Below are 21,306 nucleotides of genomic sequence, written 5' to 3' on the forward strand. Positions count from 1 at the left end.
CGGCTCAGAAGTGAACCACCACCTCATTCCCCTCCGCTTTCACCACCACACCCCACTCGCTGCACGCATGCGAGCCGCCCTTCACGCCGCTCACCTTCTGCACGTTGCGCAAGCACACCGACCAGTTTTGCGCGTCTCCCGCGCCGGTAAAGGTCACGATTTCGCCCCGACATGACGCCTTCAGCGTAAACGCCACGGATCCATCCGACGCGGGCACTTCGCTCACCGCCGTGGCGCCGTCGTCCAGGTTAAACAGCTGGAAGGCCGTCCCCGCGTTCCACGCGTAGTCCGGCTTCTGGTTATTGTTACCCAGCGCCAGCAGCGTATTGTCGCGCACGTAGACCGGCAGGCTCATGAAATCGTGCTGCTGCTTATGCCAGCGGCTGCCCTGAATTTCGTCGTTATGCCACAGGTGCGTCCAGCGGCCTTCCGGCAGGTAGAACTGCACGTCGCCCACCTCGGAGAACACCGGCGCGACCATCACCGAATCCCCCAGCATGTACTGGCGGTCGAGATAATCGCACGCTGGATCGTCCGGGAACTCCAGCATCATCGCCCGCAGCATCGGCGTACCGAACTCGCGGGCCAGCGCTGCCTGACGATACAGATACGGCATCAGCTGACACTTCAGCTGCGTGAAGTGGCGCACCACGTCGCAGGACTCGTCATCGTACGCCCACGGCACGCGGTAGGATTTGCTGCCGTGCAGACGGCTGTGGCTGGAGAACAGCCCGAACGCGCACCAGCGTTTGTAGACGTGCGCCGGCGCGGTGTTTTCAAACCCGCCAATATCGTGGCTCCAGAATCCGAAGCCGGACAGGCCAATCGACAGCCCGCCGCGCAGGCTTTCGGCCATGGATTCATAGTTGGCGTAGCAGTCGCCGCCCCAGTGCACCGGGAACTGCTGTGCCCCCACGGACGCGGAGCGGGCAAACAGCACCGCCTCTTCTTCCCCCACCGACTCTTTCAGCACGTTCCACACCAGCTCGTTATAGATGTAGGCGTAGTGGTTGTGCATCTTCTGCGGATCGGAACCGTCGCACCACTGCACGTCCGTCGGGATACGCTCGCCGAAGTCGGTCTTGAAGCAGTCGACGCCGATGTCCACGAGGCCTTTCAGCTTGTCCGCATACCACCGGCACGCGTCCGGGTTGGTGAAGTCATAGATCGCCAGCCCCGGCTGCCATTTGTCCCACTGCCACAGGGAGCCGTCCGGGCGCTTGAGCAGGTAGCCCTTCTCTTTCAGCTCCCGGAAAATCGGGGATTTCTGGCCGATGTACGGGTTAATCCACACGCAGACCTTCAGCCCTTTCTCCTTCAGGCGGCGGATCATCCCTTCCGGGTCCGGGAAGGTCACCGGGTCCCACTCAAAGTCGCACCACTGGAAGGCCTTCATCCAGAAGCAGTCGAAATGGAACACGTGCAGCGGCAGGTCGCGCTCGGCCATGCCGTCGATAAAGCTGTTTACCGTCGCTTCGTCGTAGTTGGTGGTGAACGAGGTGGTGAGCCACAGGCCGAACGACCAGGCAGGCGGCAGCGCCGGACGCCCGGTAAACTGCGTATAGCGGTTCAGCACCGCTTTCGGCGTCGGTCCGTCGATCACGAAGTACTCGAGATATTCTCCTTCCACGCTGAACTGCACCTTGGAGACCTTCTCGGAGCCGACTTCAAACGAGACGTTTTCCGGGTGATTCACCAGCACGCCGTAGCCGCGGTTGGTCAGGTAGAACGGGATGTTTTTGTAGGACTGCTCGGTGCTGGTGCCGCCGTCGCGGTTCCAGGTTTCGACCGTCTGGCCGTTGCGCACCAGGGCGGTGAAGCGCTCGCCCAGACCGTAGACCGTTTCCCCCACGCCCAGATCCAGACGTTCGAACACGTAATTGCGGTCGGTATTGCTGTCCTGCACGTAGCCGTTGTTTTTCAGCTGGCTGCCGGTAATGCGCTGGCCGTTACGCAGGAAATCCAGCGCCCAGAACTCGCCTTTGGTAACGCGCACGCTAACGCTGCCGCTTTTTAGCTCGGCAAATTCGGCGTTGTTTTCAATCTCAACTTTTACATCCTTCAGAACGTTCAGCGGATAGTGCGGACCGTTATTCAGCGCCCCCTGGAAGTGCTCGATGCGCACCCCGACGATCCCTTCCTGCGGGGCAAACAGGCGCACCGTGAACATCAACGTGTCGAGCTGCCAGGTTCGTTCGCGCACGTCGCGCGGCGCGACGTACACCACCAGGTCATTGCCCTGCTGCTCCACGTCGAACACCTGCACCGGATAGGTCACGTTCAGGCCCGGTTGAATAAGCCAGTTTCCATCACTGATTTTCATACTCTCGTCCTCTTAGTTCTGTAATTCTTTGCTGATCGGCAGGTTTTCAAATTCCTGCTGATTGCGGCGTGCGCCCTGCGCCAGCTCGCCCATGATTTTGGTCAGGAAAGGGGTTTTCAGCGTGTAGTAGCGTTTGGCGATGATGGCGCTCAGCACGTAGCAGACCGCCGGCGCCAGGGTAAACAGGCCGATAATGATGCTGATGGTCGCGCTGTTCTGAGTTTTGGCTGCCGCGTCGTAGCCGCCGCCTGCCAGCATCCAGCCGATCATCGCCCCGCCCAGCGCCAGACCAAGCTTCAGCACGAATAGCGTGCCCGCAAAGCTGATGCCGGTCAGGCGCTTACCGTTAGTCCATTCGCCGTAGTCGACGGTATCGGACATCATCACCCACTGGATCGGCGTCACCAGCTGGTGCAGCACGCCGATAACGAAGATGAAGCCGAACATCAGGACGGTGGCATGCATCGGCACGAAGAACATCGCCACGCTGACCACCGCCAGCGCGGCGTTGGTCCACCAGAAGATGCTGACCTTGCACTTCCAGTCGGTGAGCGGTTTCGCCAGCGCGGAGCCGATCAGGTTGCCGACGCAGTAAGTGGTGAGGAACGCGACGAACACCTCCGGCGAGCCCATGATCCAGGTGCAGTAGTACATCATCGCGCCGCCGCGCACGCAGACGGCGAGGATGTTGAGGATGGTCAGCACGCCGACGATGCGCCACTGGTCGTTGTGCCAGATGTCGCGCAGGTCTTCCCGCATAGAAGTGGTGCTCGGCGGCACCTGAATGCGCTCTTTGGTGGTGAAGAAGCAGAATGCCAGCATCAGGAACGCGACCACCGACAGCACGGCGATGCCGCCCTGGAAGCCGAACGCCTTATCGTCGCCGCCAATCAGTTTCACCAGCGGCATCATCAGCACCGTAGAGAGCATGCCGCCCGCCGTCGCCAGCACAAAGCGCCAGGACTGCAGGGAGATACGCTGCGTCGGGTCGTTGGTGATCACGCCACCGAGCGCGCAGTACGGGATGTTGACCACGGTATAGAGCAGGGTCAGCAGAGTGTAAGTAACGGCGGCGTAAATCATTTTGCCGTTGAGGCTGAGGTCCGGCGTGGTGTAGGCCAGCACGCAGACGATGCCGAACGGGATAGCGCCAAACAAAATCCACGGACGGAACTTGCCCCAGCGGCTGCGGGTGCGATCAGCAATCAGACCCATGTACGGGTCGGAGATCGCATCCAGCGCGCGCGCCAGCAGGAACATGGTGCCGACAAACCCGGCGGGAATGCCGAAAATATCGGTGTAGAAAAACATCATGTACAACATGACGTTATCAAAAATGATGTGGCTGGCGGCGTCTCCCATGCCGTAGCCAATCTTCTCTTTTACTGACAATACTTCGCTCATCTTTTTTTATCCTTCACGCTGTAGGGGGCGCTGAGACCGGTTGCATTGGTTTTAAACCATTGTTTCAAAGGCGGGTATTGCGTTTTCTGGTTAGCAGATTACGTTTCTTGTTTTTTGTGATCGCGTTAAATGTTGATAGCACAAAGGGCTAACATGAGGATTTTCTTAGGAATTAACTGAAACAGGGGGGTACAGGTCAAAAGAGAGGTGAAAAAAGTGGTGTGGGGTATGTGGTAAATGTCTGAAAGTAGCTATAATGCGCCCGCCTCCATGTAGCAATCGAGGCGCGGAAGATCGTCATCTCCGGTGAGGTGGCTGGACTTCAAATCCAGTTGGGGACGCCAGCGTTCCCGGGCAGGTTCGACTCCTGTGATCTTCCGCCAAAAATGTTCTCTAACGACACACACAGAGTTGATTATTATGTATAAATATCTCCCTCCGGAAAGAATCGATATATTACAAAATAATTTAATCTGTTTTAATAATCCTTTGAACTTTAATGACCCATTTGAATTCAACACCTCTTTTAAATTAAATAATTTCGAATCAACTTTGCATGACTCATTAATAACAACGGACCTTTTTAAAGAGTTACCTGCCGATATTTTAAATTCTATAGAGCTACTACCAAAAGAAACCGTCTCTAAGATAATAGAGGAAGCAACAAAAGAAATATTATCATTCTATGAACTAGCAAAGCCAAATATAATAAAAACAACCGAATCCTTAATGCAAAAATTTAACTCAAGCCTGATAAGAATGACAAGAATATTATCATTATCAGATAATCCTACTAATATTCTTATGTGGGGACATTACGCTCAATCTCATAGTGGTTTCGTGATTGAGCTTGACACAAATCATCCTTTTTTTTCACAACGTCGTAGCCATAAAGACGAATTTGGTTTTTTGCGAAGAGTTGTTTATCAAAAAGAATATCCATCTCTTGACCCATTATTATCAGAAAATACAGAAAGTCATTTTTTAATAAAAAGCAGTGATTGGGAATATGAAAACGAATGGAGAATGTTGTTACCACAATCCAGCTCTGATAAAACAATCAACATTAATGGGAAAGAATATGATCTCTATAAAATACCATCAAGCTCTATTAAATCCATAATTTTTGGTTGCAATGCCTCTGAGAATTTTAGAAAGGATGTGTTCAAGCTCATACGTTCACGAAATGATTATAGCCATGTCATTTTCATGCAAGCTATAAAATCAAACACCAAATTCGAAATTGAATTAAATATGTTATAACCTATTTTTTAATCTATTTATTTCATTTCTACCTAAATTTTTAAGCCAATTCCCCAAACTCATCCCCTCTGCCTTCGCCGCTTCTTCAAATTGCGCCTTTAACTCAGGCGTAATGCGAATCTGAAAAGTCGGTGCCTTCCCTGATTTTGACTGATTTGGGTCGCGTTTAGCTGTTGACATGTACGTACCTACAAGAGCAAGATATCTTCACTGAGGTACGTACCTTAACATACGAAAACCTCAAATTGAAACGCTCTCGCCAAGTACTCGCAATACCGGACGAGAGCTAACCACACCAACTATCAAGGAGTTGATTATGGCTGATTCGCATTCTACCCCAGACACCGACCAATCCGGAACTGAGCGTTCGTTAATTGTGGGATACCGCCCGAATGTTTTCGACAAATCCACGCCGAAAATCATCCTTTCCGGCAAGTGGCTGCGCGCCGCGGGTTTTGATACCGGACAGCAGGTCACGATAAAAGTCATGAAAGGATGCATCGTTCTGGTGGCGTATAACGAGCAGGAGCAGCGGTTGCAGGACGATTTTAAACGGACGAAGGCAAAGCTTGTTGAGATTGAGGACGCGCTGGCGGCGATTCAAACTCAGCGTCCTAGAAAGCGCCTCGCAAAATCAAATACAAGCCATCTGGCTTAGCGACTGTTTCTGGCATACAACCCGCCAGGCGCGTTAGACGATGTAGATGGGAGAGGACATGAAGAGAAAGTTGCAACCCAATCTCCCTGTTCGAACCATCAATTTGCATCTCATAAATAGAATTTCTGATGGCGAAATTGATCCGTATTCAACTATCCGGAAATTCCGGATAGTTGGCCAGGAAAGGAGACATCAGATTTCCACTGAGAGATCACTACAATCTCAAAGCAACACTCATAGTTACGCTCAGCTCGTGGCACCCAGTTTCGCCTTTACCGGCCATACGGCTATTAAACTAATATACAACCGATCTAACGCCCTCATTCTTACGCTCATACAATATCTAAATTGATAGCCAACAATTATTCACGATAAATATAATTCAAAGGTTAAAATCCCTGTATTTTTTATTAAAGATAAACTATTGCGATATGCATCACAGCAGAACGTCACTATTAATAGAAACTTGTGCCTATGGTTACTGTTAAAGGGTGCAATATGTATTATAGCGACTCATTAATAACATCAATAGATGCACATAAAATATTGGCTTTAAAGTTAGAACACGCCTTAACAGGCGTAAAAGATGAAGTATTAAAGCAAGCGCAACTGTTAGATGATGGGGCAACGCGATTAAGCTATCAGCTTTCGTGCTTTACTGAAAACTATCAGGACGTATGTTTACGATTACGTAATGAAGACTCAAGATTTTTGACAGGTATCGTCCAGTTAATAAAACACAGAGACGTTATCTATAAGATGCTTTATATTTATATTAAAAGCCTATTAAGTAACAAGGGTGAAAAAAGAATACATAACATACAAAAAAATCTTATGCGTTTAGGTGTATCAATTTCATCATCGATGCTCTCCAGCCAGGCTTTTATATATTCAGCAACTATTGCAATTTGTAGTAGTGTTCATACCAACATTTGGATGAAAGAAAAGATCACATCGTTTTCTACTTATGCTGTCCTTGGTTTAAAAGTTTATGGCATCGTTGAACAGGCATCCAGAAGTGCTAACCATCTAAAAAACTATAATGCTTATTACTATAATCTCCTTTATCAGGAAGAACTTGAAATGATGTTCTTCTTGATAGAGCCCATAATAATGAGGTCCCCCATACTTAACCAAGCTTATGCTTCAGACAGCGACATTGCATATGCGATTTCAAGGATGATAAAGGGATGATCAAAGCTATTAAAGACTGGTTAAAAGGCCAACTCATATTCTTCCTGAGAGGTGCCATTCCCCTTTTTTTCGTTATAATATTTGCACTATTTGCCGTAACCTGGCTGCCCGAAAAAATCGCAATGAATGCAATATGGTCAATTGTAGTTATTGTAGGTCTCTATATCCTTTTACGTAAAAAAAGATAATTACTATTTAACAGGAGCAAATTATGTCAATTCCCGCTCATCTGTGGTTGTTTGATGAAAATGGTTCGCCCATCGTTGGTCCATCCTTACTGCCAGCGAGATTAGGATCGTTTGAAATCCGTTCAGTTATCCATCAGGTATGGATCCCTGAGAACTCGAATACTGGTCGTTTGACAGGCACGAGAGTTCATTCCCCCTTAAACTTGCATAAGGAATTTGATGCTGCAACGCCTGTTTTATATCGTGCTATGTGTGAAGGAAGAACATTAAAAAAAGCAGAATTGAAAATGTATCGAATTCTTGACCAGGGCGTTGAAAGTGAGTATTTCAATATGATAATGGAGAACGTAAAGATCACCTCTATATCCCCTCTGTTGCATCCCACCGGCTTAACAAGCACACATCTCGAAGATATTCAACTCCGTTACGAGAAGATTACATGGAAGCATTGCGATGGGAACATTCTCTACACTGACGAATGGAATAACCGGGCTACGTATTAGGGTATCTACAATGAAAGTACTGTTAATTTTGGCTACACTTCTATTCCTGGTTCAAAATACATCAGCAGCCCTAATGTCCGGCTTCGCAGCCAGGTATTATCAGGATGATGGAACAACGTCAGAAGAACCCTCAATAGTGCCTCTCTCTCCCACCATCACCATCGGTAAGAAAACCGTGCAAATGGAGGTTACTCACCTGTCAGATATCACCAGCACACCAGTTAACAAAGACAGTTCCGCACGCTGGGTCTGCCTTCATGACGACGATGACACGAATTACTGGTTCATTTCTGATAACGAAATGGGTCAGGATTACTAACTGCGCTAGTTATAGCCAAAGATGGCATCCATAACGAGTGTGCTAAAACATCGCAACCTGTCAGCGTCTCAGTCGCTAATGTTCCATTATTAAATGCGGCACATGGCAATTTAGTCGCATTGTTCGGCAAGAAAGAGACCGCCAAAAAGAAAGCGATGCTTTTGTATCAGGAGACGCCAGTACAGAATGGATTCATCCAGAGTAATACGGTCTCTTATTACTTTGATGACGAAAAAGTGCGTGGCGTAATCATCGGGCAAATTACCAGTAACTAGCTTGCAGACTCCCTCTCCAGAGGGAGAGGGTGTTAAACCTGCCCGCCCAACCGCATATGCAGCAACGGAAACGGATTCCCCTGCCCGTCCAGTTCCGAGCGCCCGACCTGCTCAAACCCCATATGGCGATAAAACGCGACGCCCTGCGGATTCTGCTCATTCACGTCCACCTCGTTCGCACCGCACGCTGCGATGGCGTGTTGCAGCAGCAATTTCCCGACGCCCTTCCCGCGGCTCGCGTCGTCAACAAACAGCATTTCAATGCGGTTTTCATCCACGCCTAAAAAGCCGTGAATAACGCCTGCGTCATCGCGAGCTAACACGACCTTGAGGTTTGGCAGATAGGCGTTGAGCAATAGTGGGCGCAGCGCCGCAATATCGCTTTCCTGTAAAAAGTGGTGGGTGGCGCGGACGGAGGATTCCCAGATCGCGACCAGACGTTCGAAGTGTGTGGGGAGTGCGGTTTCAATTTTCATGGTGGGATCATTATAGAGCGTGGCGATTAAATCAAGTGTCCAGAAGCATGGAGGCAATAAACTGAAGACCTTAAATGCAGTTATAAACTCTCGTACACCTGAAAGCCGAGAGCGTATCAGGGAAATGGCCCGGAAGTTGGTTCAGGAAACTGGGCAGAAGATAGATCATGACAAGCAAGAATCATCATCAGGGAATGAGAACAAGGAAAAGAGTCAATCTTTCATGGCAGTTGTTCGGTTTAACCGAACAACTGAGGAACGGTGAATATTGTAGTGGACTGCTCCCCCTCACCCTAACCCTCTCCCTCAGGGAGAGGGAACCGATTGTGCGGTTTGTCCTCCCACACAGCTCGCGCTAAACCCTAATCTCCATCACCGCGTACACCCCGTCCTTCGGCACCACCACGGTGACGTTTTCCACCGGCACGCCCGCCGCAAGGTGGATATCCTGCAGCTGCTGTAACGACCTCGGGTAAATATCCTCCCAGCCGATCCCCCGCAGCACAAAGTCAATTTGCGGGCTGCTGGTGAGCATGTTCGACACAATCACCGCGCCGCCGGGCTTGACCAGCCGCAGCGCGCGCTGGAGAAAAATCACCGCATCGGTATCGTTGAAGTATTCGAAAATCCCCAGCGCGTCGACCAGTTCGGCCTGGTGCTCGCCCAGCTCCAGCAGCAGGTCCTCGTTACGCACCAGCGTATGGAGCAGGTTGCGTCTGAGCAGCGTCAGTTGTTCGCCCACCACAATGCCTTCCTGCGCCGCCATGGTTTCGGCCCAGCTCAGGGCGACGGCATCTTTATCGACCAGCGTGAGATACACCTGCTGACCATCAAGTTTGGCATTGCGGAGCGCTTCCAGCACCGGGATGGCGGCCCCGCTTGCCAGGCTGACCCAGTTATTTTCACTGTCGTTGTGAATGTATTTCTCCACCAGCGCGGCCAGCACGCGGGCGCGGGAGCGCACGCCGATGGCATCATTGGCGTGGATAAACCACTGGCGACTGTCGCTGTCCATTTTCGTCCCTTCGGGGAGACGCTCTTCCAGCGGGTTTTGCACCACAAACAGCGCCAGCGCAGAGGGAACCAGCCGGGTTCGCCACGCGGTGAGCGCCGGACGGTTGCGAAAGGCTTGTTCGGAATAGCGGTTCTGCGGGACTAGCACCGCCTGGCCGCCCTCTTCCCATTCAACAAAAGGAGGGCGGAGCGCCGGATCGGCTTTCAGTCCCCGATCGATGGCATTTATCTCCCGGACGGTATCGCCTTTCATCGGCCACCGATCGCTGACGTCGGGAAAGGACGCACTGAAAATCTTCATATTTTCCGGTGCATCGCCGCGAAAAGGCTGCCAGTTCATGTCGTCTTTCCTCCGTTAGGCTTTTAACGGAAGTCTATCCAGGCGGGCCAGTAATACCCTACGAAGAAAGCACGAACTTCACTGCTTCACCCACACCAATTGATCGGTTTGGAAGCCCAGACCGCGCGCGGTGTTCAGGTAATCCTGTTTCACCGCATCCGGGATGGTTGGCGTGCGCGACAGGATCCACAGGTAGTCGCGGTTCGGGCCGCTGACCAGCGCGTACTGGTACTTATCGTCCAGTTTGATCACGTTATACCCGCCGTAGAACGGGCCGAAGAAGGACACCTTCAGCGCGGCCGTGGTCGGTTCGCCGGTAAAGTAGGCTTTACCCTCGCTCTCATTCCACTTGTTCTTCACCGGGTCGTAGCCGCGGTTAAGCACGCTGATGCCGCCGTCGCTGCGCTTACCGTAGGTGGCGGTAACCTGCTCCAGGCCGCGTTCAAAGCGGTTTTCCAGGCGAGCGACTTCGTACCATTTGCCAAGATAGCGGCTGGCGTCAAAACCGGAAATGGGCTGCACGCCCTTCGGTGGGGTGGGGGATTTACAGGCTACCAGCGTCAGGGCAATGGCAACACCGGTCACAACAGGCCATAGCTTCATGAGAATTCCTTTCATTTGCACAGTTGGAAATTAAGTGTAGTGCACCGCGGCGGCGCTTCATCCCGTCCGCGAAAATTCGTAGTATATTGAGAGTATTCCTCAACTCTGGACACGGACATGGCTTACTCCATCGGCGAATTCGCCAGACTCAGCGGGATCACCGCCACCACGCTGCGGGCCTGGCAGCGGCGCTACGGCTTACTCAAGCCTCAGCGCACGGAGGGCGGCCACCGCCAGTACAGCGATGAGGACGTCCAGCAGGCGCTAAAAATCCTCGACTGGGTAAAAAAAGGCGTCCCGATTGGCCAGGTCAAACCGCTGCTGGAGCGCCCTACGTCGCGCCTGACCAACAACTGGCTCACGCTGCAGCAGACCATGTTACAGCGCCTGCAGGACGGCAAAATCGAGTCCCTGCGCCAGATGATTTACGACGCAGGACGCGAGTACCCAAGACCAGAACTGGTCGCAAACGTGCTGCGCCCGCTGCGCAGTCAGGTATCGGCCAACGTCGCCGCCGCCATGACCCTGCGCGAGATCCTCGACGGCATCATCATCGCCTACACCTCGTTTTGCCTGGAAGGCGATAAAAAAGCGCCGGGCGACAACATCCTGCTCAGCGGCTGGAACCTGAATGACCCATGCGAAGTCTGGCTCGAAGCCTTAACCCGCACCGGGCAAGGCCACCGTATCGATATTTTACCCACGCCGCCCGCCACGCTGGCCCCGGAGATTTTCCCGGACCGCCACTGGCTTCTGGTCACGCGCGGTAAACTCACCGCCGCGCGCAAAAAGCAGATCGAGCAGTGGCAGCAGCAGGTATCGCTTGAAGTGATTATCCTCTAATCATTTTCTCCTGTGGGAATCTTCACGAAAAGTTGAATATTTTCCCGCGCCACAAATGCTAACGTTTTCCTGTGACCGACAACTCCACAGGAAAACACAATGAAAAAAACTGCCTCTCTGCTGATGCTGACCACCCTGGCCTTTGCCCCTGCCGCCTTTAGCGCCCCTGCCGGCACGCTGAGCGTACACATTCTTGACCAGCAAACCGGGATGCCGCCATCGGACGTTACCGTCACGCTGGAAAAACAGCAGCAGGACAAATGGACCCCGATTGCCGGCGGCAAAACCGACCATGATGGCCGCATCAAATCGCTTTATCCGCAGGATCAGGATATGCAGCCCGGCGTCTATAAAGTGACCTTTAAAACCGCAGATTACTTCCACGGGAAGAAGCTGGATTCCTTCTTCCCGGAGATCCCGGTGCTGTTCACCGTAACCCGCACCAACGAAAAGCTGCACATCCCTCTCCTGCTGAGCCAGTACGGTTATTCAACTTACAAGGGCAGTTAACCAACGTTGATTTTAAAGGAAAATAAAAAATAATTCCGCTAATACTTGGACAAATTAGTCATGTTGTGTAAGTTTTAAAGAGAAGAACGGGAGGACCACACCATGACAACAAAACCTGTGCTCGGTATTAGCGGATGTTTGACCGGGTCTGCCGTTCGCTTCGACGGCGGACACAAGCGTATGGGCTTTGTCATGGATGAACTGGCCCAGTGGGTGAGTTTCAGGCCCGTCTGCCCGGAAATGGCGATTGGCCTGCCGACGCCACGCCCGGCCATACGCCTGACGCTGACGGACAGTGGCGAAACGCAGCTCCGCTTCAGCAAGCCGCCCCATGATGATATTACGCAGAAAATGGCCGACTTTACGGCGGACTATCTGCCAAAAATCGGCGATCTGTCGGGATTTATCGTCTGCGCGAAATCGCCAAGCTGCGGCATGGAACGCGTGCGGCTGTATGATGAAAACGGCAACCGGGGCCGCAAGGAGGGGGTCGGGCTGTTCACCGCCGCCCTGCTTGAAACCTACCCGTGGCTGCCCGTGGAGGAAGACGGTCGGCTGCACGACCCGGTGCTGCGGGAAAACTTTATCGAGCGGGTATTTGCCCTGCACGAGCTGAACACGCTGCGCGCTAAAGGCCTGACGCGCCGCGCGCTGCTGGATTTCCACAGCCGCTATAAATTGCAGCTGCTGGCGCACCATCAGGCGGGCTACCGCGAGATCGGCCCGTTCGTTGCGTCGCTGCATGAATGGGAGGATCTGGACGCGTTCTTCGTGGCGTACCGCGAAAAGCTGATGACCATCCTGAAAAAGCCCGCCTCGCGGAAAAACCATACCAACGTGCTAATGCATATCCAGGGCTATTTCCGTAACCAGCTGAACAGCCGCCAGCGCGTCGAGCTGCGCGATGTGATCCTGCACTATCGCGACGGGCTGCTGCCCATCCTCGCGCCGTTGACGCTGCTGAAACACTACATGGCCGAATACCCTGACCGGTATCTGATGACGCAAAACTACTTTGATCCCTATCCTGATGATTTGGGTCTGCGTCTGGCAGTAACCTGACGATAAAAATGCGAAGGCCCGTTTGACCCACAGAGGCCTAAAGCAGTACCCCGTTTAGACGACACCCTCACTGTCGTCTCTTTTTTGCATTCCACACAAAAGACTGTAATTATATACAGGCCCGTAACGCAAAAAAGGGACTGCCTGTGATCACCACCCTGCACATTCAAAACTACCGCTCGATTCGCGAAATGTCGCTGGAGCTGGAGCAGCTCAACATCGTCTTTGGCCCAAACGGCACCGGAAAATCAAATATCTACAAAGCGATCCACCTGATGCACAGCGCCGCACAGGGGCAGTTTTCGCAGGCACTGGCGAACGAGGGTGGGATTTTAAAAGTGTTCTGGGCAGGCAAAACCCGCAGCGACCAGCTGCGGCGGATGAATTTGGCCGTTGAAACCGAAACCTACGAATACGAGCTGCAGGTAGGCTTTGTCGAAAAACTGCCTTACCCCTCACAGTTTCAACTCGATCCAGTGATCAAAGAAGAGTCCATCTGGCTGAGCGGCCAGCACCGCCGCCCGTCGTCCCAGCTGATGAAGCGTAAAAATCAGGCCGTATTTCTGAACAACGTGCATCACGAGAAAGTCACCCACAGCGGCACGCTGTATGAGAACGAATCGGTGTTCGGCCAGCTTGGCGAGCCGCATCTTTACCCGGAAGTGTCGCAGATGCGCGAGTCGCTGCGTAACTGGCGCTTTTATCACGAGTTTTCCGTCTCATCCGGCTCGGCCATGCGCGCGCCTCAGGTCGGTTTCCGCTCCCCGGTGCTGGCCAGCGACGGCGCAAACCTGGCGGCGGCGTTTCAGACCATCGTGGAAATTGGCGACGAGCTGCTGCTGATGCGCATCCTTGACCAGGCCTTCCCCGGCTGTGTGTTTTACAGCGACAACACCGGCGGACGCTTCCGGATGATGATGCAGCGTGAAGGGCTAAGCAGACCGCTGGAGCCGGCGGAATTCTCCGACGGCACTCTGCGTTTTCTGTGCCTGGCGGTGGCCTTGCTCAGCCCGCGTCCACCGGCGTTTATCGCGTTGAACGAACCGGAAAACAGCCTGCATCCGCAGATGCTGCCCGCGCTGGCGAGCTTAATCGCTGAGGCCAGCCGCTACTCGCAGATCTGGCTGACCAGCCACTCGCCCGAACTGGCGAATTTAATTGAGAAACAGCGATCGTTTTCGCTTTATCAGCTGTCGATGGTGGAAGGGGAAACGAAGGTGGAGAGGCTGGGGTAAACGCCGGGTGGCGCTACGCTTACCCGGCCTACGAATGAGTCCGAAAGGTCTTCCGCCACTCCGCCGGACTGACCCCAAAACGCGCCTTAAACTGCTGTCGCCAGGTGACGGCGGAATTAAATCCCACCAGTTCAGCCACGCGCTCAATCGGCATATTTCCGGCTTCAAGCAGGATCTGGCTGCGCCGCAGGCGCTCGGCGGTAAGCCAGTCGGCAACGCTCATCCCCGTGGCTTTAATAAAATGACGCGTCAGGGTGCGGCGGCTCATGGAGACCACGTCCGCCAGCGAGTCAAGGCTATGCGGTTCGGTGATGTGCTGCTGTAGATAGTCGATCAGGCAATTGATACGTGCATCGCGGGTGTCATTCGGAACAGGCTGAGCAATAAACTGCGCCTGACCGCCCTCGCGGTGCGGCGGCACAATCATCCGCCGGGCAATCTGGTTGGCGACCACGCTGCCAAAGCGCTGACGAATGATATACAGGCAGCAGTCCAGCGCAGCCGCGGTTCCGGCAGAGGTGATGATATTGCCGTCATTCACGTAGAGGGCATTGATATCCAACTGGACGTGCGGAAAAAGCGACTGGAACTGATGTTCGAACTCCCAGTGGGTGGCAGCGCGCTTGCCGTCGAGAATGCCCGCATAGCCCAGCACAAACGACCCCAGACACAGCCCGACGATTTCAGCGCCATTGTCTCTCGCCTGCACCAGGCTATCGATCAACGTCTGGGGCGGGCGTTCCAGGACGTGCTGCCAGTAGGGCACGACAACAATATCAGCCTGCTCAATGGCGGAGTAATCCTGCGTAGCATTAAGTGAAAAACCGTCTTTTGATGTCAGAAACCCTGGTTTTTCAGCGCAAATCGTGACATTAAAGCGCTTTTCGCCCGATACCGTATCGCCAAACAAAATGCAGGGAACGGAGTAGTGGAACGGGCTAAACCCGTCCACCGCGACAATGGCAACATGTAATAGTGACATCACTCTCTCCTTCCCTCTGCGGTGCTCAGAATATAACGCTTTCACCATCCTGGGGAATGCTCAACGCATCGCTAAACTGGTTGGCTTCGGCGTATTCACGCAGCGCGCGGCGGGTCAGTAGACAGTGGTTGATGGCCTCCATATGGGTCGCCACAATCTGCGCCTCAGGCAACAGAAAATGCACGTTCAGCACATCCTGCTCGCCCATGATAATGGGGCCAAAGCCAATCACATGCGCGTAACCGGCGTTCAGTACCACGACATCCGGCTGGTGTTTTTGCATGTCGGTCGCCACCTCTTCACGCCAGATGGTATCCCCGGCGATATAAAGCGTCTTTTCGTCAGGATGACGGAAGACGACGCCGCAGGCCTCGCCCAGGCGCTCCGCCAGGTCCGGCACGGCATAAGCGCGATCGGTTCCGTGCTGGCCGCCATTGGTTTTCACGATGCTTACGCCATCAAATGCGGTCTCTTGGGTCATCACCGTCAGGTGGGTAAATCCCTGGCTGCGCAGCAGCGCGGCGTCGCTGCCGTTTTGTACATAAATCGGTTTGTCTTTGGCGATCAGTGCAATGGCGGTTTGATCCCAGTGATCGTCGTGCGTGTGGGTGACAATCACCGCGTCGGCATCGAGCAGCGTAGTAACCTCAACAGGTAGGTCAACGGTCGGGTTACGAATATCTGCATGCGCCGTACCCGGGAAACCCGGGTAAGCCCCTTTCGGCGCGAGCATGGGGTCAACTAAAAAACGTTTTCCCGCGTAGGTAATCATCTGAGTGGCATTGCGAATCTGAGTAATGTTCATAGGCTATCCTCCGGTGGGTGTGATAAGGAGAATAGCCCGTGACCACGCGTTGCGATGTGGGCTTAAGGGCGATGATCGATGGAATTGGGCCAAACTTACCAGCCTGGCACCGCGCCGCCGTTGAAGATCGTTTCGGCCGCTTTTGCTACCTCGGGCGACTGATACGACTGTATGAATTCCTTCACGTTTTCCGCAGCTTTCTTGTCCTCACGCGTCACGACAATGTTCACATACGGCGAATTTTTATCTTCAATGAAGACGCTGTCATGAACCGGCGACAGGCCGGTTTGCTGGAGGTAGGTGGTACTAATAATGGCAACATCCACCTTCGGATCGTCCAGCACGCGCGGCAGCTGCGCGCCTTCCAGCTCCATAATCTTCAGATTTTTAGGGTTTGCGGTGATATCCAGCGCCGTCGGCAGCAGCCCGGTGTCCGGCTTCAGGGCAATCAGCTTCTCTTTTTGCAGCAGCAGCAGCGCGCGACCGAGGTTGGTTGGGTCGTTAGGAATGGCAACCGTTGCGCCGTCTTTCAGTTCATTCACCGATTTAATCTTGCGGGAATAGCCAGCCATCGGGAAGACGAAGGTGTTTGCAACGGCAACCAGCTTGTAGCCGTGCGCCTTGTTATCTTCTGCGAGGAACGGGCGGTGCTGGAAGACGTTGGCATCCAGCTCCCCCTGGTTAGTGGCATCGTTGGGCAGCAGCGATCCGCTAAAGCCCACCAGCTCCACGTCCAGACCGTATTTCTCTTTTGCCACCTTTTTAGCGACCTCCGCCACGTCCTGCTCGGCACCGTTAATCACGCCGACCTTAATGTGTTTGGCATCATTGCTGCTTTGGTCACAGCCCGCGAGCAGCAGGCCAGTCAGGAGAAGCGCACCCAGTCGAAGTTTCACGAGACAGTTCCTTTTGTTAGACGTTTTGAAGACTATATCGACAACGCGACGGCGCGCTAAAAAACGAAAAGGAATCAATAAGAAGGATAAGTTATATGCGGCCTATTGCCGGGTGGCGCTGCGCTTACCCGGCCTACGCGCGGGGGTGTTGTAGGCCCGGTTAGCAAAGCGCCACCGAGAGATGGGCATCAGGCTGCGGTAGTCCAGTCCTCTACCCTAAGGTCTTGCACCATCCCAAATGCGCGATCGTTGGTGACAATCGTCGTACCCCGGCTGATGGCATGCGCAGCAATCAACTGGTCGAGATCGCCCATCACCTTCCCTTTCTTTTCCATCACTGCACGAAGCTCGCCGTAGGCGGCTGCGGCTTCACTGTCCCAGTCGCAAATGGTGATGGTTTTTAGAAATTCCACTATGGTTTTGTGCAGTTGGTTGTTTTGCTTTTTGGCTACGCCGTAAAGTAATTCAGCCTCCGTTACGCTTGAAATACACATTTTTTCAGGCGCAATACGCGAATATTGATTTAGAACCTCGGGGTGTTGCCTCACAAGATGGCTTACGATGTTTGTGTCCAGCATATGCAGCATGTTCTACAGCCCTTCCAGAGGATCTCGTGTCGAATAGCTCTGATTACGCTCCTCTTTGCTCAGAAACGAATCCGGCACATGCGTTTGTTTGAGCAAACGCAAAAAGTTGTCCCTGTGTCGCTCTTTTTCCGATCTTGCCGTCAAAACAATATTCCCCTCGTCATCCCGCCGGATGTAAACGCTCTCCGTATCAAACGCAAACTCAGCAGGCAGAACAACAGCCTGCTTTCGCCCTTTTTTGATCAGTTTTGCAGTGCGCTCCATTGTAACCTCTGCTGGTTTATTGAACTGCCAAGAGCATGCGCCACGACGAGAAGGCATGACAACTTCAACGCTTCAATTTCAGAAAGCGACTCGCAAAAAATAACCGAACCGCTAACCTCACGCCTGCCGACGCAGCGGCGCTTCCCGTAAAAACCACGACAGCGCAAACGCCAGCACCATAATCCCTGCCGCCAGCAGGAATACCGCATGAATGGCAGAGCCGAAGGCATCAAGGTAGTCCAGTCTCAGGGCGTCAGGCAGATGGTGGATGGCGGTCGGGTTCAGCTCGCGCGGCAGTTCCGCGCCTTCCGGAAGGCTGTCCATCAGCCCCGATTGCAGAATATTCGTGAACACCGCGCCAAACAGCGCGACGCCGATCGCCCCACCGATGGAGCGGAACAGCGTGACGCCAGAGGTGGCTACGCCGTATTGATCCGCCGACACGCTGTTTTGCACCGCCAGCACCAGCACCTGCATCACCAGTCCCAGCCCCATGCCCAGCACGCTGGTGAATAGATAAAGCTGCCAGGTTGGCGACGTGATTGAAATGCGCGTCAGTAAAAACATCCCCACCACGCCGAGCAGCGTGCCAAGGATCGGGAACAGGCGATATTTCCCGGTACGGCTGATGATCCGCCCGCTGATAATCGAGGTCAGCAGCAGCCCGCCCATTAGCGGAATGAGCTGCAAACCGGCCTGCGTTGGCGTGGCGTCTTTCACCACCTGCAGGTACAGCGGCAGGAAGGTCACTGAGCCAAACAGCGACATGCCGATGATAAAGCCAATCAGGCTGCAGAGCAGGAAGCTGCGGTCGCGGAACAGCGACAGCGGGATGATCGGCTCCCACGCCAGCCGTTCCTCATAGATAAACCCGGCAATGCCCGTCAGGCCAAAGGCCAGAATGCACCACAGCTGCGGGTCGCTCCACGGGCGAACGGTGCCGCCTTCGGTGGTAAACAGGATGATGCACAGCAGCGCCATGCTGAGATAAATCGCCCCCAGATAGTCAATCTCGTGCTTGCTGCGCCGCGCGCTGCCGTGAAATACCGCGCCTATTACCAGCAGCGCAAACAGCCCCAGCGGCAGGTTGATGTAGAAAATCCAGCGCCAGGAGGCGTGCTGGACGATAAACCCGCCAATCAGCGGCCCGATGACCGTCGCCAGGCCAAACACGCCGCCAAACAGCCCCTGATAGCGCCCGCGATCGGCTGGCGGGATCACGTCCGCCACGGCGGCCATACTGATCACCATCAGGCCGCCGCCGCCCAGCCCCTGCAGGGCGCGCATCAGCACCAGCTGGGTCATGTTCTGCGCCAGCCCGCACAGCGCGGAGCCCACGAGGAACAGCACAATGGCGATTTGCAGGACGATTTTACGCCCAAACAGATCGCCGAATTTACCGTACAGCGGCACCACGATGGTGGAGCTGAGGATATAGGCCGTCACTACCCAGGAGAGCTTATCCAGGCCGCCCAACTCACCGACAATGGTAGGCAGCGCGGTAGAGACGATGGTTTGATCAAGCGCAGAAAGCAGCATCACCAGCAGCAGCGCGCTGAACAGCAGCTTAATCGACGGCGCTTTTTGCGCGGGTGGGTTCATGACGTCGGATTCCATAAGAGATCGCTTGAAATTAATTAATCGCATAATTAATATTTGTGGAAGTGATGAATAAGATCAAGAGGCACCGTGGTCATGCCAGCATTAAAAGACAATTCTGAACCGCGCCGCCCCGGCCGCCCTCGCGGGGGTAAACGCGTCACCGCCAGCCGCGAACAGCTGCTGGATATCGCCCTGAACCTCTTTTCCCGTCAGGGGATCGCCAATACCTCACTCAACGCCATTGCCAAAGAGGCGGGCGTCACGCCCGCGATGCTGCACTATTACTTCAACTCCCGAGAGCAACTGCTGGATGCGATGATTGAGGAACGTTTCCTGCCGTTACGCGAGCGGATCGGGACGATTTTCGCCGATAACCGGGATTCGCCGGCGAACGCCCTGACGGAAATGGTTAAGGTGCTGGCCGAACTGGCGGAACAGTATCCCTGGTTTGCACCGCTGTGGATGCAGGAGGTGATTGGCGAAATGCCGGTACTGCGCACCCATCTTCAGGCGCGGTTTGGTGACGAGAAGTATCAGGCGACGCTTGCCACCCTCAAAGGCTGGCAGCAGGAACGGAAGCTGAATCAGGCACTGGCACCGGAGCTGCTGTTTACCACCTTGCTGAGCCTGGTGCTGGTGCCGTTCTCACGCATGCGCAATGACGAGAGGCTAAAATCCCTCTCGCCGGAAATCATTGTCCGTCATGCGCTTGCCGTAATCGGCACCGGGATCGGCGGTTAAAGCGCCTTTGCCAGATAGTGGCGCTGCATGCCCGCATGGGGGTAATCCTGCAAAGACATCTGCAGCCGGTAGCCCTGTTTTTCATAGAACGGGCGCGCCTGGAAGCTGGCGGTATCGACCAGCGCGTGCTTGCAGCCCTGACGTCGGGCTTCATCTTCTGCCGTTTTGATGAGCTTGCTGCCCACGCCGGAGCCGCGCAGGGATTCGCTGACCCAGAGATAGTCAATATTCAGCCAGTCACCTTTGCGCACGCCGATTAATCCGCCCAGCATGGCGCCATTATCGTCACGTACGTAAACGCCAATGTCGCCACTAAAGTTCGACATATCTAAAAACTGCCCGTTATAAGCTCTTAACCCTACAAATAACTCTTCTTTCTCTTCGGGTGTGACTTTTTTAGTAATGCTCAACTGCATATTGTTCTCCTTATTTTCAGCGCAATCTGAATATCTCACAGCTTAACCTTCATAAAAACTCCTTATTTCCTCCATTGTTTAATCCAGGAAATATTCATTCAATATGTAAATAAAAAAAGCCTTTCCAATACGCACCTAAAACGTATAATGAGAACGATCATTCTCACTTTTACACGGTAGCCGACGATGAGCACAAAGCTGGAAGAACGACAAAAATTGCGCCAGGACGAGATCATCACCGCCGCGCGCCGCTGCTTTCGCGCCAGCGGGTTTCACGCCGCCAGCATGTCGCAGATTGCCAGCGAGGCGAAGCTCAGCGTCGGACAAATTTACCGTTATTTCAGCAACAAAGACGCGATTATCGAAGAGATGATCCGCCGCATCATCGACTCGCGCATCGAGGAGATGCAGGGCAAAACGCTGGTTGAAGGGATGCCGCAGGCCCTCGCCTGGCGGCAAACGCTCAACGAGGATGACGATGCGCTGATGCTGGAAATGTCCGCCGAGGCCACGCGTAATCCTCAGGTTGCCGCCATGCTGATCGAAGCCGAATCGCGCATGTTCACCAACGCCTGCGCGCACCTGAAAAAGCAGTTCCCCCACCTGAGCGATGAGCATATTCGCTGCTGCGTGGAGATTACCGCCGTGATGATCGAAGGGACGATTTACCGTCGACTCGCGCCGTTAAAAGTACCGTCAGAACAATTAGAACCTCTTTATCAGGATATTTTAAATATGCTTTTCTCTGCGAAGTAATCGCATATGAATAATTAGCGGGAATAAGTAATTCCCCTTTTTTTACA

General features: G+C 53.7%; 24 protein-coding genes and 1 tRNA gene. 12 read left to right on the forward strand and 13 right to left on the reverse strand.

Translation table 11 applies throughout. The features are described 5' to 3' along the window. Positions 1 to 4: 4 nt before the first annotated feature. Together yicI and HV355_RS11495 are read right to left on the reverse strand one after the other, a co-directional pair. Positions 5 to 2,323, reverse strand: coding sequence for an alpha-xylosidase (gene yicI / locus HV355_RS11490; RefSeq protein WP_182401950.1), 2,319 nt, complete (start codon positions 2,321 to 2,323; stop codon positions 5 to 7). 12 nt (positions 2,324 to 2,335) lie between these two features. Next, positions 2,336 to 3,727, reverse strand: a complete 1,392-nt coding sequence (locus HV355_RS11495) for a glycoside-pentoside-hexuronide family transporter (protein ID WP_182401952.1) — start codon at positions 3,725 to 3,727, stop codon at positions 2,336 to 2,338. A gap of 288 nt (positions 3,728 to 4,015) precedes the next feature. Here HV355_RS11495 and HV355_RS11500 point away from each other — a divergent pair. Together HV355_RS11500 and HV355_RS11505 are read left to right on the forward strand one after the other, a co-directional pair. Then, positions 4,016 to 4,110, forward strand: a tRNA-Sec gene (locus HV355_RS11500). 37 nt (positions 4,111 to 4,147) lie between these two features. Beyond that, a complete protein-coding gene (locus HV355_RS11505; protein WP_182401954.1) occupies positions 4,148 to 4,990 on the forward strand; it encodes a DUF2971 domain-containing protein in 843 nt (280 codons plus the stop codon). Here HV355_RS11505 and HV355_RS11510 read toward each other — a convergent pair. Continuing rightward, positions 4,985 to 5,170, reverse strand: coding sequence for a toxin-antitoxin system HicB family antitoxin (locus HV355_RS11510; RefSeq protein ID WP_120158963.1), 186 nt, complete (start codon positions 5,168 to 5,170; stop codon positions 4,985 to 4,987). The genes HV355_RS11505 and HV355_RS11510 overlap by 6 nt on opposite strands. Positions 5,171 to 5,306: 136 nt before the next feature. On the opposite strand from HV355_RS11510, the gene HV355_RS11515 reads away from it, so the two are divergent. The 4 genes from HV355_RS11515 (at position 5,307) to HV355_RS24270 (ending at position 7,852) form a co-directional block, all read left to right on the forward strand. Next, complete coding sequence (locus HV355_RS11515; RefSeq protein WP_182401956.1) at positions 5,307 to 5,648, forward strand: SymE family type I addiction module toxin; 342 nt, start codon at positions 5,307 to 5,309, stop codon at positions 5,646 to 5,648. A 498-nt stretch (positions 5,649 to 6,146) separates the two neighbouring features. Continuing rightward, complete coding sequence (locus HV355_RS11520; RefSeq protein WP_182401958.1) at positions 6,147 to 6,842, forward strand: hypothetical protein; 696 nt, start codon at positions 6,147 to 6,149, stop codon at positions 6,840 to 6,842. Positions 6,843 to 7,053: 211 nt separating this feature from the next. Continuing rightward, positions 7,054 to 7,533: a type VI secretion system tube protein TssD gene (tssD, locus tag HV355_RS11525; RefSeq protein WP_182401960.1), complete on the forward strand. Its 480-nt coding sequence runs from the start codon at positions 7,054 to 7,056 to the stop codon at positions 7,531 to 7,533. 10 nt (positions 7,534 to 7,543) lie between these two features. Beyond that, entirely contained in the window at positions 7,544 to 7,852 is a 309-nt protein-coding gene (locus tag HV355_RS24270) for a hypothetical protein (RefSeq protein WP_249420867.1), read from the forward strand. Positions 7,853 to 8,159: 307 nt separating this feature from the next. On the opposite strand, the gene HV355_RS11535 is transcribed toward HV355_RS24270, so the two are convergent. The 3 genes from HV355_RS11535 to HV355_RS11545 form a co-directional block, all read right to left on the reverse strand. Continuing rightward, a complete protein-coding gene (locus HV355_RS11535) occupies positions 8,160 to 8,603 on the reverse strand; it encodes an acetyltransferase (RefSeq protein WP_182401962.1) in 444 nt (147 codons plus the stop codon). A 355-nt stretch (positions 8,604 to 8,958) separates the two neighbouring features. Next, positions 8,959 to 9,957: a class I SAM-dependent methyltransferase gene (locus HV355_RS11540; RefSeq protein ID WP_182401964.1), complete on the reverse strand. Its 999-nt coding sequence runs from the start codon at positions 9,955 to 9,957 to the stop codon at positions 8,959 to 8,961. Positions 9,958 to 10,035: 78 nt separating this feature from the next. Then, on the reverse strand, positions 10,036 to 10,560 hold the full coding sequence (locus HV355_RS11545; RefSeq protein WP_182401966.1) for a lipocalin family protein: 525 nt from the start codon (positions 10,558 to 10,560) through the stop codon (positions 10,036 to 10,038). Positions 10,561 to 10,677: 117 nt separating this feature from the next. Here HV355_RS11545 and HV355_RS11550 point away from each other — a divergent pair, with 117 nt between their 5' ends. The 4 genes from HV355_RS11550 (at position 10,678) to HV355_RS11565 (ending at position 14,210) form a co-directional block, all read left to right on the forward strand. Beyond that, the gene (locus tag HV355_RS11550) at positions 10,678 to 11,403 is read left to right on the forward strand and encodes a MerR family transcriptional regulator (protein ID WP_172701444.1); all 726 of its coding nucleotides are present in this window, start codon (positions 10,678 to 10,680) and stop codon (positions 11,401 to 11,403) included. 99 nt (positions 11,404 to 11,502) lie between these two features. Next, a complete protein-coding gene (uraH, locus tag HV355_RS11555; RefSeq protein WP_148400180.1) occupies positions 11,503 to 11,913 on the forward strand; it encodes a hydroxyisourate hydrolase in 411 nt (136 codons plus the stop codon). Between the two features lie 102 nt (positions 11,914 to 12,015). Next, a complete protein-coding gene (locus tag HV355_RS11560) occupies positions 12,016 to 12,975 on the forward strand; it encodes a DUF523 and DUF1722 domain-containing protein (RefSeq protein ID WP_000208728.1) in 960 nt (319 codons plus the stop codon). A 146-nt stretch (positions 12,976 to 13,121) separates the two neighbouring features. Then, positions 13,122 to 14,210, forward strand: a complete 1,089-nt coding sequence (locus HV355_RS11565; RefSeq protein WP_120158970.1) for an AAA family ATPase — start codon at positions 13,122 to 13,124, stop codon at positions 14,208 to 14,210. A 28-nt stretch (positions 14,211 to 14,238) separates the two neighbouring features. On the opposite strand, the gene HV355_RS11570 is transcribed toward HV355_RS11565, so the two are convergent. The 6 genes from HV355_RS11570 to HV355_RS11595 all read right to left on the reverse strand — a co-directional run bounded on the left by HV355_RS11570 (position 14,239) and on the right by HV355_RS11595 (position 19,361). Continuing rightward, the gene (locus HV355_RS11570) at positions 14,239 to 15,192 is read right to left on the reverse strand and encodes a helix-turn-helix domain-containing protein (RefSeq protein ID WP_182401968.1); all 954 of its coding nucleotides are present in this window, start codon (positions 15,190 to 15,192) and stop codon (positions 14,239 to 14,241) included. A 25-nt stretch (positions 15,193 to 15,217) separates the two neighbouring features. Next, entirely contained in the window at positions 15,218 to 15,997 is a 780-nt protein-coding gene (locus HV355_RS11575) for an MBL fold metallo-hydrolase (protein WP_182401970.1), read from the reverse strand. Positions 15,998 to 16,092: 95 nt separating this feature from the next. Then, the gene (gene nlpA, locus HV355_RS11580) at positions 16,093 to 16,893 is read right to left on the reverse strand and encodes a lipoprotein NlpA (RefSeq protein WP_182401972.1); all 801 of its coding nucleotides are present in this window, start codon (positions 16,891 to 16,893) and stop codon (positions 16,093 to 16,095) included. Between the two features lie 188 nt (positions 16,894 to 17,081). Next, positions 17,082 to 17,480, reverse strand: a complete 399-nt coding sequence (locus HV355_RS11585) for a type II toxin-antitoxin system VapC family toxin (RefSeq protein ID WP_174340333.1) — start codon at positions 17,478 to 17,480, stop codon at positions 17,082 to 17,084. A 3-nt stretch (positions 17,481 to 17,483) separates the two neighbouring features. Further along, positions 17,484 to 17,744 carry an AbrB/MazE/SpoVT family DNA-binding domain-containing protein gene (locus HV355_RS11590; protein ID WP_108417271.1) on the reverse strand — a complete coding sequence of 87 codons (261 nt, stop codon included), beginning with the start codon at positions 17,742 to 17,744 and terminating at the stop codon, positions 17,484 to 17,486. 117 nt (positions 17,745 to 17,861) lie between these two features. Beyond that, complete coding sequence (locus tag HV355_RS11595; protein WP_089598299.1) at positions 17,862 to 19,361, reverse strand: MDR family MFS transporter; 1,500 nt, start codon at positions 19,359 to 19,361, stop codon at positions 17,862 to 17,864. Positions 19,362 to 19,439: 78 nt separating this feature from the next. On the opposite strand from HV355_RS11595, the gene HV355_RS11600 reads away from it, so the two are divergent. After that, positions 19,440 to 20,087 (forward strand): TetR/AcrR family transcriptional regulator, encoded by a 648-nt coding sequence (locus HV355_RS11600; protein ID WP_182401974.1) that lies wholly within the window; start codon positions 19,440 to 19,442, stop codon positions 20,085 to 20,087. On the opposite strand, the gene HV355_RS11605 is transcribed toward HV355_RS11600, so the two are convergent. Then, positions 20,084 to 20,503, reverse strand: a complete 420-nt coding sequence (locus HV355_RS11605; protein WP_148400175.1) for a GNAT family N-acetyltransferase — start codon at positions 20,501 to 20,503, stop codon at positions 20,084 to 20,086. The two genes, HV355_RS11600 and HV355_RS11605, sit on opposite strands and share 4 nt — an antisense overlap. A 186-nt stretch (positions 20,504 to 20,689) precedes the next feature. On the opposite strand from HV355_RS11605, the gene HV355_RS11610 reads away from it, so the two are divergent. Continuing rightward, positions 20,690 to 21,259, forward strand: a complete 570-nt coding sequence (locus tag HV355_RS11610; protein WP_010426497.1) for a TetR/AcrR family transcriptional regulator — start codon at positions 20,690 to 20,692, stop codon at positions 21,257 to 21,259. The last annotated feature ends 47 nt before the right edge of the window (positions 21,260 to 21,306 follow it).

The organism is Enterobacter sp. RHBSTW-01064 (assembly GCF_014103035.1).
GTDB classification, from domain to species: domain Bacteria; phylum Pseudomonadota; class Gammaproteobacteria; order Enterobacterales; family Enterobacteriaceae; genus Enterobacter; species Enterobacter mori.